At 37.6% G+C, this 15,152-nt stretch carries 14 protein-coding genes; 5 read left to right on the top strand and 9 right to left on the bottom strand.

Going from position 1 to position 15,152, the window contains the following annotated elements; genetic code table 11:
* A partial coding sequence (locus GVV19_RS10895) for an IS3 family transposase (RefSeq protein ID WP_328598615.1) occupies positions 1–86 on the top strand: 86 nt, incomplete at its 5' end.
* Between the two features lie 493 nt (positions 87–579).
* Here the strand turns inward: GVV19_RS10895 and GVV19_RS08235 are convergent.
* The gene (locus GVV19_RS08235; protein WP_159646986.1) at positions 580–1,113 is read right to left on the bottom strand and encodes a dihydrofolate reductase family protein; all 534 of its coding nucleotides are present in this window, start codon (positions 1,111–1,113) and stop codon (positions 580–582) included.
* 86 nt (positions 1,114–1,199) lie between these two features.
* Between GVV19_RS08235 and GVV19_RS08230 the strand changes: the two genes are divergently transcribed.
* Positions 1,200–1,730: a TetR/AcrR family transcriptional regulator gene (locus tag GVV19_RS08230; protein ID WP_159646984.1), complete on the top strand. Its 531-nt coding sequence runs from the start codon at positions 1,200–1,202 to the stop codon at positions 1,728–1,730.
* Positions 1,731–1,898: 168 nt separating this feature from the next.
* Here the strand turns inward: GVV19_RS08230 and GVV19_RS08225 are convergent, their stop codons facing one another.
* The gene (locus GVV19_RS08225) at positions 1,899–2,750 is read right to left on the bottom strand and encodes a LysR family transcriptional regulator (RefSeq protein ID WP_159646982.1); all 852 of its coding nucleotides are present in this window, start codon (positions 2,748–2,750) and stop codon (positions 1,899–1,901) included.
* A gap of 84 nt (positions 2,751–2,834) precedes the next feature.
* On the opposite strand from GVV19_RS08225, the gene GVV19_RS08220 reads away from it, so the two are divergent.
* Entirely contained in the window at positions 2,835–3,377 is a 543-nt protein-coding gene (locus GVV19_RS08220) for a chromate transporter (RefSeq protein WP_159646980.1), read from the top strand.
* Entirely contained in the window at positions 3,374–3,901 is a 528-nt protein-coding gene (locus GVV19_RS08215) for a chromate transporter (RefSeq protein WP_159646978.1), read from the top strand. Before GVV19_RS08220 ends, GVV19_RS08215 begins: the two co-directional genes overlap by 4 nt.
* A 21-nt stretch (positions 3,902–3,922) precedes the next feature.
* Here the strand turns inward: GVV19_RS08215 and GVV19_RS08210 are convergent, their stop codons facing one another.
* The 4 genes from GVV19_RS08210 to GVV19_RS08195 form a co-directional block, all read right to left on the bottom strand.
* Entirely contained in the window at positions 3,923–4,321 is a 399-nt protein-coding gene (locus tag GVV19_RS08210; RefSeq protein ID WP_159638606.1) for a DUF1801 domain-containing protein, read from the bottom strand.
* Positions 4,322–4,382: 61 nt separating this feature from the next.
* Positions 4,383–5,258 (bottom strand): GNAT family N-acetyltransferase, encoded by an 876-nt coding sequence (locus GVV19_RS08205; protein WP_159646976.1) that lies wholly within the window; start codon positions 5,256–5,258, stop codon positions 4,383–4,385.
* Positions 5,239–5,784: a hypothetical protein gene (locus GVV19_RS08200; protein WP_159646974.1), complete on the bottom strand. Its 546-nt coding sequence runs from the start codon at positions 5,782–5,784 to the stop codon at positions 5,239–5,241. The genes GVV19_RS08205 and GVV19_RS08200 overlap by 20 nt, the downstream gene beginning before the upstream one ends.
* A gap of 504 nt (positions 5,785–6,288) precedes the next feature.
* Positions 6,289–6,489 (bottom strand): hypothetical protein, encoded by a 201-nt coding sequence (locus tag GVV19_RS08195; RefSeq protein ID WP_159646972.1) that lies wholly within the window; start codon positions 6,487–6,489, stop codon positions 6,289–6,291.
* A 73-nt stretch (positions 6,490–6,562) separates the two neighbouring features.
* Here GVV19_RS08195 and GVV19_RS08190 point away from each other — a divergent pair, with 73 nt between their 5' ends.
* Entirely contained in the window at positions 6,563–7,207 is a 645-nt protein-coding gene (locus tag GVV19_RS08190; RefSeq protein ID WP_159646969.1) for a cyclic nucleotide-binding domain-containing protein, read from the top strand.
* 22 nt (positions 7,208–7,229) lie between these two features.
* Here the strand turns inward: GVV19_RS08190 and GVV19_RS08185 are convergent, their stop codons facing one another.
* The 3 genes from GVV19_RS08185 to GVV19_RS08175 all read right to left on the bottom strand — a co-directional run bounded on the left by GVV19_RS08185 (position 7,230) and on the right by GVV19_RS08175 (position 15,120).
* Positions 7,230–8,138, bottom strand: coding sequence for a D-2-hydroxyacid dehydrogenase (locus GVV19_RS08185; RefSeq protein WP_159646967.1), 909 nt, complete (start codon positions 8,136–8,138; stop codon positions 7,230–7,232).
* Positions 8,139–8,515: 377 nt separating this feature from the next.
* Positions 8,516–13,450, bottom strand: a complete 4,935-nt coding sequence (locus GVV19_RS08180; RefSeq protein ID WP_159646965.1) for a Cna B-type domain-containing protein — start codon at positions 13,448–13,450, stop codon at positions 8,516–8,518.
* A 20-nt stretch (positions 13,451–13,470) separates the two neighbouring features.
* Positions 13,471–15,120: an RNA polymerase sigma factor gene (locus tag GVV19_RS08175; RefSeq protein ID WP_407926019.1), complete on the bottom strand. Its 1,650-nt coding sequence runs from the start codon at positions 15,118–15,120 to the stop codon at positions 13,471–13,473.
* Positions 15,121–15,152 lie beyond the last annotated feature (32 nt).

Raw genomic sequence — 15,152 nt, 5'->3', positions numbered from 1 at the left:
ACTATTTAAAATATTACAATGAAAATCGAATACAAGAAAAGCTAGGATATCAGTCTCCCGTTAATTATCGGTTGGCTTCATCCTAACTTGGTTTTTTCTTGAGTCCCAAGGAACTAGGTCAGTTCCTCTATAGGATGGTTTTTTTCATGAGCATCTGATGCAAGCGTGACATGTTGAATTAGAGTCAAAAGTGACCAAATACTTTTCATTTTCAATAAAATTAACAGTTTCCGGATCAGCATTCAAGAGACACATCCCACCTTGGATCATTTGAAATGAATAATAATCATTTTCAGAGAATTTACCGTCATAATGTTCAACAAACGATAAAACTGTATTTTTTTACTAAATTCATCGTATCTTCAAGCATTAAGACACTTTGTTCTAGCGCTTCATAGCTACGCGTTGAGACACGATCAGAAATAATCAGTGCGATGAATAAACTTTGCAAACTTTTTTGAAATTGTTATGCATCTTCTTCTCTTTTTCGCTTTTTATACACCCATTTTAAGTTACTTCAGAGTGTTGGGTGTCTAAAAAGGTTTAAACTGCAAAGAAATAGCAACAACGTTGAATGTTTTAATCAACTTTGTGATATGTAAGATAAACTATATCATTGATAACATTCGTATTCACTACTTTTAGGCCTTGCTGATGTGAGCTCTTACTAAATAGTGAGATGCCATCACCAATTAATTTGGGAATGATTGCAATTTGATACTCATCAATAAGATTTGCATCAACCAAAGGCCGGACTAAAGATGCACCGCCAACAACCCAAATATCATTTCCAGGATCATGTTTAAGAGCCTGTACCTGCGATACAACATCATCATTGATAAATTGAATGTTTGTTTCATCACTGGTTAGGTCACGACGTGTAAACACAAGTGTTTGTACATCTTTATATGGAAAATCATCCACAGCAAGCTCTGTCACAATTTGATGATATGTTTTATATCCTAATAAAACTGTATCCACATTTTTATAGAATGCATCGTAAGTAGTATCTTCAGCTTCCATCGGTACGGATAACCATTCAATACTACCCTCTTTATCTGCTATATAGCCATCCAAACTCATTGATATAAATAAAATAACATTCCTTTTCATGAAAATACCTCTCTTTCTTCTAAAGTGTATAGTAGAATAGAATAAACGAAAAGAGACATTTTCTACATATGTCGCACGGAGATGCAATGGACACTAAACAAAAAATATGGGATGTAAGTTTCAAGTTAATGACAGAAGGCCCAACAAGACGTTTTCACGATATCACTGTACATGATATTTGTATTGCGACAGGATATCATCGCTCAACATTTTACCGGCATTTCGACTCAAAATTCGAACTTTTTGAATTTGGCATCATGCAATTATGGGATACTTATTTTCAAACATTAACACTCGAGACTTTAAGTATACCATTTACAACATCACAGTCATTTTTTATCAATTCTGCTGCTCAGTTTCTAATTCAGAAGCAAAACAGCGATCTTGAATTTCTGAAAAATGGTAAACGTGTCCTATTAAAAAAGCTTGAACATCATTATCATGATATTCTTACAAGCCAGCAAGCATTTTACGCATCGTATATAGTCGCAAACATCGACTTTCTAGATTCGTGGAATCAATCGCAACACAATCCCTTAAGCAACCACGATCTTGATGAGAGGTTTCAGGAATTGATTTGGAACCCATTAATGACCAAATCAATCATTAAATTATAAAAAAGAAGGCACTTATGACAAGTGCCTCCTTTTAAAGTTTAAGAAGAACAATCCCGACAACCATTGCTAAGACAGCTCCTATTTTCTGTATTTGCATATGATTAGAATGTATAAAAAATACTGTTTGTTGCAATTACTTTGCAACAACATTTTATCTTACCGCATCTGTTATTTTAGAAAATGCGTTACCGTATCTACAAAAGACTTGATAATCGTTTCGTGGGTTCGAAAAGCATTATTAATCGTACCGATTTCCTCTGTGAATGTTGCATAATGAAACACCACAATGTCTAATATTCCCTTTTGAATGTAATCTGCAACAGCAATTCTTGGAAGTACTGCGACACCATGACCGCCTATTGCCGCATGAAGTAATGTCTCATTATTATTAGCGGTCCAAGAAATGACTGATTCTATCTCATCATCATAAATAATACGATCCATATACTTCCGATAGGAACTTCCAATCTCGCGCGTCAATAAGTGATAACAACCTCTACGATTCATTAGATAGCTTGGGCTTGCGACATACACCAAATCAACTGTGCCAACACGAAAATATGCTAACGTATTATTATCCGGAACCCCTTCTATTAGCGCAACGTCTAAGTTATTATTAATGACACGTTCCTTAATAGTTGCGACATTATTGACCGTAATTTGAAGTTGGACATGATGTAAGGTTGCAAAGTGCGCAATGATTTCTGGAAGCATATAAGTAGCAATTGTGACCGTACATCCAACACGGAGTACAGGTAATGATGCATCTCTCTTAAAGACCGACGCAGCACGCTCATTTGCTTGAATTAATGCTTGTGCATACGGATAAAATTGTAACGCTTCTTGTGTAGGTTTTATCGATCGTCCAGAACGATGAAAAAGTTCGACATTCAGTTCTAACTCTAATTCCTTAATACCTTGACTTACTGCCGGTTGGCTAATGTATAACGCTTCTGCAGCACGTGAAATACTTCCGTGAATACACACAGCCAAAAACATATTAATTCGATCAATATTCATATAAGCACCCCTTATGTATACTATAATATATCATTACTATTCATTATACACTATGCTTGATACACTTAGATACGAGGTGAAAGAATGAATAAAAATTTTGAATTATTTAAGCTATTTACGATGGCAAGCACATTAACATTTTCGGGCGGACTTGCCATGGTTCCCCTATTGGATGATAAACTTGTAAAACAACATCACTATATATCCAGTGATGACTTTTATCACTATATAGCAATATCACAATCGATTCCAGGCGTAACTGCCGTCACAACAGCTTGTCTACTGGGCGAAAAAATTAATGGTCGAAGTGGACGCTACATTGCAGCACTTGGCGCGATTCTTCCTGTGCTTGTTATCATGATTTTTTTGACGATGCTTTACCAAATGATTCCACAAACCGGTGTCATTCAATATCTATTTATCGCTATCCGTGCCACTGCTGGCATTTACATTCTTGAAGCTGGAGTGGCAATGATTCCGCACATTATAACACGCAGCTTTCAATCTTATTTTATAATTATATTCGTATTCACTGTAGTGACTTTTCTGAATGTATCAATTCCTTGGATTATTCTTGGATGTTTCTTGCTAAGCCTTTGCGTTCTAGCATGGAGGAACTTCAAATGATGCAACTTTTTCTAACGTTCTTAAAAATAGGTTTTCTAGGTTTTGGTGGCGGTTATGCAATGCTTTCACTCATTTATGAAAATTCACTCCACCTTGGAATTAATGCCACGCAATTTGCAGATTTAAACGCATTGGATCTATTAGCTCCGGGTCCCATTGCCGTCAACTCGGCAACATATGTTGGTTTTATCACATTCGGTATTATCGGCGCAATTATAGCGACAATCGCTGTTTGCATGTCTTCATTTGTATTTTCTTATCTTTTATTTACTTATGAGGACAAACTACTTTCAATGCCATTATTCAACACATTTCTCCATTTCACGAAGATTGCTGCGATTGCGATGATTTTATCAGTCGCCCTTTCTCTTGTCAATAATGCATACACCAGTGATGGGCAACCACTATTAATTACAATCACCCTTGTATCAAACGCATATTTACGTTTATATCGGAAAAAATCTATCTTATTTTGTATGGCATGCACAGCAGGTATCGGGGTTCTTTATGGACTGTTCCTATAAAAAAGAGAACTTTCGCTCTCTTTAGGTATTGTGATAAGTCAACGCACGTATTAGACAGTCGTCTAACACAGTAAAATTAAGTGGCTTATTTTTCGCAAGAACAATCGCACGATTTTTAGAAAACTCAAGGTCATAACCATAAATTTGACGTAATTGCTCAATTAAATTTGATTGACAACTTACAAATATGGCAACATGCTGTTCATCAAAGACATCGAGACGAATCGGTGTCCCTGATTTAGGTCTAACAGTTGCATACGAAGGTTGTCCCCACTTTAATGATTCTTCAATCGTGCCTACTTGATCGTTCATCGTCGCTAATTCATAAATACGTGTCCGAATTTCTTGCAACATGGCATACGATTGGTGATCATAGTGTGCATAGACATTTTCAATTTCAGGTGTTGTGAACGGATTCATGTTAATCTCCTTTGCGCTCATCGGTTGAGACGTATTTATTAAAAGTATACATCAATTTTATCTATGCATGCGATAAGTATGGCACACACGAATCACCAGCGAAAATTGGATTTTGGTTTCGTACAAACAACGCGGTTTCATCATAATCGATATGTTTTTGAGATACATTCACGATAGTATTAGGCATAAACCCTAATACAACGGATTGCGCATTGCTTAATTCCGATGCAACTGTATCTAACGAGACCTTCGTCGTGCCAAACACATCAAACAGCATTCCCGTCGTAGCGTCATAAACTACCAGCATATGATAAGTCGAACTATAATAAAGATAGTCTTGAAATGGACCGAGAAGATAAAACATGAGAAGTCCTAGATTGTCCTTCATTGCAATAGCAGTATAGGGATTTCCTTCACATAATAATTTGAGATACTGTGACGACTGAAGCAGTGTCTCTTTATTAATTTGTGAAAAGGTGGAAACGCAAGGTTTTGTCTTAATACGGTATTGGTTTTCCGGAACATAGTTGAAACCGAACTGTTGGTAGAACTCCATCACATTCTCGTTGGCATACAAGTAATAAGATGTCGTGTCGGGATTGTATGCTTCGAATATCTGATTCATGAGGAACCGAATGAGGCCTTGATTCCGATATTCGGGGTGCGTACAGACTGTACCCAGTTGCACCGTTTCAAAAAGTGATCCATCTCGTTCAAACGTAATATGATTTACCGATACATTCGCAACCACTTGATTATTATGAATCAGAACATAAGGCACATTCGCATCTGTCCAATATCCTGCCTCATACCAAAACTCAAAGTCGAATTCAAACACCATATTAACAAGTAGATTGTAGCTTTTTCGGATATCGATATCATCACGAACACCGATTCTAAACAAATAATCAGTATTGTTAATTGTGACGTGTTTCATGAACAATTCCTCCATACATTATTGATTTGATAGCACTGGATGCCTGTTTATAGGTAACATTTTGCACATAAACTTGAACCCAAGCATTGGAAACAAGTGCATGAATTGCGTCTTCAAGCATTACCAAAGGAACCTCTCGATTTAAGACCCCTTGGTCATACGCCTTTTCAATATCTTTATAGTATACTGCGAGTTCTTGTCGCAGTTTTTGATTGAGTGTATCAAAATTGTGTTCGTGTGAGAAGTTGTATAGAAAGCTCACCTTATCACCATGTACCACAAGAATTTCTACTGCGCGCAAGACTCTTGATTCTAATGTTGATAAAGTATTCTGATCAAGTGCATTTTTCAGGATTTCGATAGCATAATCTGCCATCTGGTTAAAGAAAACATCTCGACTCTCAAATGTTCGATGAAATGTGGCTTTACTTATTGATGCTGACGCAGCGATCGCCTCGATACTCGCTGTTGGATTCATAACTAGGTACGGCATCGCTGCCTTGAATATTTTTTCTTGATTTGTCATTTGACACCTCTTTGTCTCATGTGAGACTATATTATCTCAAAAGTTAGATTATGTAAAGAATAATAATCCCAATTTGCATACTTAGGTATTTTTTTTACGCATCCATGAAACTGTAGCGTCCATCCAGAATGTCAGAAGAAACAAACTAATTAACGTCCCTTCTCGAACATTCACAGGATTCCGGAAGTACTTTGTCATCACTATAGACACAATTACACAAAGGATATCAAAACTATAACGTAGTTTATGAAACGGTACTTCTAATCGTGATGAAAGCTCGTTACAAACCGATTCAATCGGAAAAGTTAGAATATCCAAGTATAATATCATACCTGTACTTATGCCCGATATCGTCACACCTACGCAAAAGACTGCAACTTTAGTCAAATAGTGTATCAATACAAGATTGTTGAAAATGTAGTAGGTAAAAATATTTATGACACTTCCAAATGCAATCGCAGCAATAAACTGCATCAAATACTTCTTTTGTAACTTAAAATGCGTCTACATTGCATACATGCCTAAAAAGAAAATATTCAGTACCATCGTCACGGTGCCAATGTCGACTTCCAACACAGTCGCAAGGCTTAGATTTAACGCATTAAAACTACTAACACCAATACCTGCAAAGATTGTGATACTAATTCCAAATCCCGCCAGCATATAAAAGCCAAAAGAAAGAAATAATTTCATTGTTTGATTCATAATAACCTCCCACTAGAAATTTATCATGCAACACAGGATAATTATAGGAGATATCTCATATTAGGAGGTTACTATGAAAGCGACATCAATTCATAACGATTTATTGCATATTATGGAAGATTCCATTAATATAACGGATCGCTTCACGCAATCTTACGTACGCAACGACCAGATTATTCCCTTTGGACAAGCTGAGACGCATCTCTATTTTCTCATCGAAGGAACCGTCAAAATATATCTATACCACGAGAATGGAACGCGATTCATCATTCATTTTGCGCAAGCGGGTGATATCTTAGGTGTACTTAGCTTACTTGGTGTTGAAGAACAATCGAAAGAAGTTATCGCACAGTCTAACTGTACCTGTATTGTAGTCCCACGTGATAAACACGAACAATTGCTCTTGAACCTCGCATTTACGCGTGCCCTCAACGTTTACCTTGCACAGAAATTAACAGATCGAACCTTTCGTCTCACACACGCACTCAATTACCCCATGATTAATCGACTAGCTGCATTTATTCTTTTCGCTGAGAACGATGGCATCTATCATGAAAGTGCAACGGAAATCGCAGAGTATCTAAGCACAAGCTACCGGCACTTGATGCATACCTTTAAGCAACTGAGAGAACTTAAGTTACTTTCAAAAATTGATACTTCCTACAAAATCACGGATCGAAGACGACTGGAAGAATTTGCTTTGGACATACAATATTAAAAAAGAGATGAGATTCATCTCTTTAAACAATACGGTTCATCAGTGGCATTTGCTCCACAAAGCGTTTTAAGTTATGCATCACGATACCCAACCGGTAGTCATTGATTTTGCTCGTTTCAAATGAGGCATGAGGGGTTATCGTTGCTTTAGGATGATCCCAAAGTGGATGATTGGTATCGAGTGGTTCTGTTTCAAAAACATCCAAGACAACACCTGCTAAATTCGTATCCAGCACAGTCATGAGTCCTTCCAAGTTCACACAAGCACCACGACCAATATTTATAAAAATTGCATCCGTTTTCATTAATGCAAACTGATTTGTATCCATAATATGATACGTAGCATCGTTACTTGGTAATGTACAAATCACAATATCATAATTGGGTAAATGTCTATCCAAAACATCTAATGCAAAACATTGAGAAAAATGTTCAATGGGACGTCCATTAGAATTAATACCATCAACCTGAGCATTAAAAGCATTCAATCGTTTTGCCGTTTCTTGAGCGATACTTCCAGTCCCAAGAATCAAAACTTTAGCAGTGTCGAGCGCTTTATTTTGGTTCAACCGCTCCCATTTATGATCAGCTTGCTGTTTCAAGTACCCAGGAATACTTTTATAATGGTTAAGTATGTAAGCTAAGCAATACTCGGCTATTGGAATGCTGTACATGCCGCGACCATTCGCAATAGGTATCCCTGCTTCTTTATACAATTCAATATTAATGTGATCATAACCAGCCGAGAGTAACTGTGCAAATTTCAGATCGCTTGGGATTGTTTCTTTGGGTAAATGCATGCCCACAATGACATCCGCATTCCCTTCATAGATTGTTTCTAAAGGATACCGGATAATTTCAAATCCTAAATTTTCAATTGTCTTGGTGCTTTGGGTATCCAATTGTAGCATTTCTGTTATGGCAATTTTCATTTTTGTCTCCTTCATTTTTTAAATCCTTACATCTATCATAGCATCTATGGCTAATCGACGCACAGAGTGCTTGATAGTTTTTCTTTATAAGGGTGCGCATCGCGTATTTCCTTTGCACTTTTGGTCCGAACCATTTCCGATCTAATATACGCGTCATTTCAGTAAAAAAACCACCCATTCGATTAGTGGAAGCGTCAATGTCGCCATGGCGTTACCACAAGTTCCGTTTATCCTTTGAGAGAAGAAATCTTTCACAAACATCTTCCTCTCTGTGGAAAATAATGTTCCATTTTTCTTTATCTCAAGACCTTGGACCTACCTGTATTCGTTAACAATACAAAAGCTACCGAGTAAATTACTGGGTAGCTTTCTTTTACTTAATTGTGTCGTTTTCGTTGCAACGAACGAAGCATCATGAGAAGACCTATTAATACACTGGCAAAACCAAATACTAATATTGAATTCGACATACCTGTATTAGGCAGTGATGAATCTTTGGATTTAGGATCCTTATCAACACCTTTAACAATTGGTGGTTCATCTTTCACGTATGTGTTCGTGATGACATTACCATTTAAAGACTTAACATATCCTTCAGGAACATTAATTTCATCAATGGTATAAATATATACGTTCCCCGCCGAATCTACAGCATCAAGATCACGCCATAACACGGACGTTTCACCGTTAACTAAAGATCGCGGTTCTTGATAGGCAACACCATTACGATACAATTGAACTGTAATCGTAGGATGCGTAGTTGGCCCACCTACCCACACTTTTTGAATTTGCATCGCAAGTTTTCCTGGTGTGAAAGTATTCGTGATCGTTGCGCCATCAACATGTTTACTGTATCCGAATGGAACATTGATTTCATCGACAGTATATGTAAAAGGATTCCCTTTCAAATCAGTTACCGGAAGTTGTGTCCAGGTATAAGATTCTTGTCCTGATTCTAGATTGATTGCATCAAGATACGGTAGTCCATTTTGGTACAGCTGAACTGAAATCGTTGGTTTCACTTTTGGTCCATCAACCCATACTTTGCGTACGGTGAAATCCGTCACTGATGGAATGTATGTGTTCGTAATCGTTGCGCCGTCTACTTGTTTCTTATAGTAATCAGGAATCGCTATTTCATCAACGCGATAATTAAAGGAATGACCATCTTTATCATTGGCATCTAAATTTAGCCATTGGTAAGTTGTTTCTCCATTTTTAAGAGTTACAGGCGCACCATACGGTTGATCATTTTGGAATAGTTGAATAACTATCTCCGGTTTTATCTCAGGTCCGTTGACCCATACCTTGTTCATCGAATAATCCATTTTATTAACTTTTACAGTATTAATAACCGTAAAGTTAATGGATGTGGATGACAAGGTGGCTTCAATCGTTCCACCTTCTACCTCATACAACTCAGAAACAATCTCAGAAGCTTTAATTCGAGCATTCTTAGCGAGCCCCTTCACGACTATTTTACGATTCGCCGGAATGGTAACAATACCATCTTGAGCCCATAATGTTTCAATAAAGGTCATGTCTTCTGTGTAGACTTGAATCATACCCTGATAACGTTTGTAATTATCAATATTATCATCCGTTTCATCAAAACTTACATTAAACTTAAAGCTTCGGTCTTGGTCAAGACGAGTACCTTCTGCATCATGCAAGATTTTATGAATCGTTACATCTACCGTTCCTTTGAAGTATCCAGCATTTCGAATTGCTCTTGGATTCAAACGGTCTAATGTAAAATCACCGGTTGTATCTCTACCTTTTGGTTCAATATGTGACCCATTTTCAGCAGACATCTGACGTGTCAGCGTATAACCATCGGGTGTTATGACTTTAATACGGTACTGACCATGACGATAGACATCCATACTATAAAATCCATCATTATCCGTTTTTACTTCATAGGGATTTCCAGACAGGTCATAAACATCATTTCCATTTGCATCCACAAGACGTACGGTGTAGGTTTCAAAGGGCGTGTCCATCGCTTTATCAAATAAACCGTCTTCATTAAAATCATCAAATACATGGCCTGATACGTTGTACTTAACGATATCTACCGTTGAATGATTGGATTCAAAGAAATCAAGATTTGAAGTCGTTGCGACACCGAAGGTATTTACTGCTTTATCGAGAGTATCAAGTTGCGTATTCGCTGGAACGTCAAATGTGACATCGAATTGTATTTCTTGACCACTTCGAAGTACTGCACCTGGCTTCAGAATGATCTTAAATGCCGTCACAGCAGCGTAGTCTGCAGGTGAATGGGTCCAATTTGCATTCATATAGAATGCCTTGACATCTGAGGTCACAGTATCTGTTGTATAAAATACATCTAAATCATCAGGTACCTGAATGGGTCCAGATAGGTTCAATTTAAAAGTTGAATTTCGTGCAATGCGACTTGGTGTCTCTAATGTCATATCGGTACTTACTGTTTCATCACCAACTTCAGGCAATAAATCAAGAATATTAAGATTGGTAATGTCAGTCACCGAGTTATTGTATAGTGAAAATTGATAACTCGTTTCCGTGCCAATTTCACTTAGTCCCGTACTTGGCGGTAAAATATAGTTTGAATCTAGAGAACCTTTGACCGCTTTTCGAATCATCAATTCGCGTGGTGGCACGTAATTAAACTGTGCAACTGCAGAAGCGATTAAGTCGTCGGTTGCACCGTTTTCATTCAAATCGTATTCATCAGAAACGGCACGATTTCCCGGCTTAACGAGATTGTTGTTTTTCCAAGAAAGAATCGCATTATTGATATTTGTTCCGGGATTAGTAAGTTCGGTAATCTTTGTTTCATATTGGATCGAGAGTACCCCTGTTTGCGAACCATTTGTATTTGTTCCTGTGTAGGTCATACCCTCAAGTTTCCAGATAAGTGCCGTGTGTCCCGACCCTTTAAAATTGGGAACAACTTCGGGTTCAAGGCTTCCTGTAGTCATCGAAGATTCAATGACTGAGGATTTAACAAGTAGACCGCTACCGGGAACATAGGATGTTCCATCTGGAATGATATCCACCAAAACGTTTAAGTCTACAAATGCCATATCACCAACTAAGTTAGCAACATCAACACTCAGTTGGAACGCAACATGGTCATTGATAAAGTAGTTTAGTTTTTTATTTACGACATCTTTTCGTAACGAAACTGTTGGATTAACACGGGAATATTGAATATAATCAGAACGTTTTCCGGTTAAACTTAGACCATTTGAATACTTTGCTTTGAATGTTGCATCATTATTGAGACGGCTTGTAGTTGATGTTTCGTCCACAACAGGCACTGTTTTATCCCGTAATTCTGTTCCAATTCGGACGTTAAAGCCTTTTCCGGGTGCTAGATACGTTTCATCTACCGATTTCACTGTAACTGACAGTGTTTCTGCATTTAGAGGATACGTATGTTTTACTTTAGGATCAACATTAGTTGCGATTATCGTTTCAGTACCATCTTGCAACTTCGCTATGATATCAAGTGTTCCCACAACTGTTGTCTGAGCATTAATTGTCACATATGTATACTTGAGGCGGGAATCGAGACCACTATCAACTATTTCGAACGAATTCAAATTCAGATTTGGATGTGCTAATGTTGCGGAATTGCCGATAGTCAGGCTCCATTCGTGGGTTCTATCACGATCTTTTTGATAGTCTAAAAAAGTCCACGGACTAATTGTTTTACCAAATGAGAATGTCGTTGGTTCTGGTACTGGTTTGGTTGCTTCGAGCTTAAAGTCAATAGTATCTGTGCTCTTCAATATCGACTCATATTCTGGACGATTCTTTGGCGTTGCAGTAACGGTTGCTGTATTCGTCAATGTTTCATTGATTTGTCCATTGGGAAACTTCAAGTTAAGTGTTACATAACTTGAGAAGTTTTGGTAGTAAAGACGAATTCCGTCCGGATTTGTGTAGGTCTTCCGAGCCGTTCGGGTCACTGCATCGTAGGTCCATCCTGGATTATCTTCAGGAATAAAAATCGCCCCATCTGGTAAAATGTCCTCAAAGACAAATTCATCATAGACTCGAGAGCCCGGTGCCGAGATTGTATTTGTTGCATTCAATGTATACGTAAACTGTACATGATTAAGTTTGCTTAAATCATCAGTGAGACGCGTTTCGTCATTGGGATGAATCGCTCCACCATTGATAACACGATTGTCGGAAGTAGTCCAAGAACCTGCGTTTATCATTTTGTCTAAACGCGGTTGAATTGTGTTAATGATGACATCTTTTGTTGTTTGTGCAAGGATTGTTTCATCTTTCTGTTGCTTTAAAGTCGCTTCAATTGCTACAGGAAACCCATTCGGTGTTTCCCCATTATGAGTCACAAACTTCATAGGAATATCTAAGCTCGTTCCGGAAGCTAACGCAGCGAGCTTATAGATTACTTTATAATGATCACCCGCATCAATGACTTCTTTCGATACTTGTGAGGCTATATCTGAAGCAACAAAAGTTCCATTCACTAAATGTTCTTTAGGTACTTTAACTTCCAAAATGGCATCAGTAAGAGTTCCGCTGTCTTCAGTTAATGATAAGCCTGTGTAAAAAAGGACTTCTTCACCTGACAGAAATTTCGCATCCGCGGGCAATGTATAAATATCAAATCTGGATACTGCGATGTTTGTCTTTGTTTCATCGTCTGTTTCGATTTGTTTTGTTGGTTCTGTTACTTCAGTCGATTGGGATGATCCAACGACTTCTTTCGCAATTGAAGAAACGATAGGCGTTTCTTTCAAGATATCCTTTGGCTGAATTTTTTCAACAGGAATTGTAATTGGAAAAGTTTGTAAAGTTTCCAATGTGTTCATAAATTCGACGTTTACAATCTCACTGTTATCATTGTTTTTCAGTTTCGCTGTGAATGTGACGACACCTTTGCGTACATCATCCACGTTAATTTGAAGCACCTCATTTTCGATTGTTTCTTGTTTAGCATCAAGCAGTGCAAAATCTTCCAATGTTTTCGGTAGTGACACTTCGATAAAGTCTCCCTGGACAAGTTCATCGTGAAGTTCACTTGGCACTTTCCAACGAAGCGCAAATTTTAAGCGTCCTTCTGGGTTATAGTCTGAACTGTCTTCGCCACTCTTCGTTAAAAATGACATAGAAACTGATTCGAACACATTTACGTTATGTTGCTCAAATAAATTTTGAATATTTCGTATATTTTGGGTGTGTGTTTGTGCATTAATCGTTATTGATGTAATTACAAGAGAAGCAACTAATGCAATAAAAATAAATCCTTTTTTGATTGTTTTGTTGAATGTTTTTAGTTTCATTTCTTTACCTTCATCCATAATTAATTCGTTAAAATAGTGACATCTCCGAAATGTAATGCTTTAAATGCTTCCAGTTTATGGGTTGAATCCAAACTTGCTGCATAAAGGGAATATTTCCCATTAAAATCTTCATTGAAAGACGATACAATACTTAATTGTATCCAATCACCGTTGCGGTTTTGCAGGTACATTTCGGCGTATCCAATATATTGATTATCACGCTTTCCGACACTAATTGACTGACCAAGATGGGTATACGAGGTCCATTCGTCAGGGTTTAATGTGTTCCCATAATAATCTTTACTAAACATCGATAACAATGATGGAATATTCCGATCAGCGATACTTTGTGTCATCTCATTTTTGACAAAGATATATGGGTCGAAGTCTGGTTCAGGCTTCGGAGGTTGTGGGATTGCGGTGGGTTTTTGACTTATTTGGGGTGTAAGTCCTTGTACTGTTATTTTTATCGTTGTTTGGTTATAGTATTTTTCCGATTTGGGCAGGTTGGTAAGCAACACATCGATTTGATCACCATTTGCAAGGCTTTCCGATTTTGAATACATGATATTAATACCGTCCAGATGTGATGGATACCATGGGCTTTCTGTATTCCATACTGCATCTATGGAACCACTTCCATCTTCCCCCGAAGTTATAAAGTGGATAGCCTCAAATGGATTTATCACATTTGGTTCTTCTAAACCGGTTACCGTATAGCTTTTTTCGAGTGTTGTTATTGCATAGTTGGATTCAAAATCGTTGTGTCCAAATCGAACTTTGATTACATCTCCGTTTGTCAATTCTGACGATTTGGAGATTGAATACGCGGCAGTCGTCAATGATTCCGGTGCACCTACAAGCTGTAAGGAAGCTGTACCTAGTGTTGAGTCACCATTGAAACTAATGCTCACGAATGCAAAGGGATCAAAGCTAACCTTGTTCTCTACTACAGGCGTTATCGGTGGTTTGGGATATTTGATGATTGCGAATGCTGCAATCGTTGAAACCACACCAACAGTCACAATTACCTTTGCAACATGACCTGGTTTTTGGGATTTCGCTGAAACTCCTTCAGCAATACCATCAGCAGCAACAATCGTATATGGGGGGACTGGTGCTTGTGATTGCATCATTTTTAATGCATACACAAAGAGTCCAATTGGTGCAATGCTAAAGAATGTAATGCCGTTGTTTTCATGTTCTGTAATCTTTTTCCGAATCTTATCTTTTGCATACTTTAGTCTACTTTTTATCGTACTTTCGCTTAACTCCAAATATGCTGCAATTTCGCGAATCGTCATATCTTCATAGTAAAATAAAAATGTACATAAGCGTTGGTCTTCAGGCAGGCTATCCATAATATTCTGGATAATTTCCGATATTTCTGCTTGATTTGCACTCTCGTCAGGTTGCGTAAAGGTATCTGTGTCTTCAACCTCAAAATCAACATCTTCTTCACGTGTTATCTCTGAGAATAGTACTGGCTTATTCTTCTTCAAGAAATCTTTCGCATTATTCAATGCAATTTGATTAATCCATGCTGCAAAATTGGCAACCGTATAGACTTCTAAGCTATCAATTTTTTTGAATGCTTTCAGATATGTATCTTGAACAAGATCTTCGACTGTATGCTGGTTTCTGATTAGCCTTCGAATAATATAATACACTGCACGAATTGTTTGATTATAAAGACTCTCAA

The organism is Erysipelothrix anatis, assembly GCF_009828745.1.
GTDB lineage: Bacteria > Bacillota_I > Bacilli_A > Erysipelotrichales > Erysipelotrichaceae > Erysipelothrix > Erysipelothrix anatis.
Note: the sequence above shows the minus strand (reverse complement) of the source record. Positions and strands in the feature narration are given on the sequence as shown.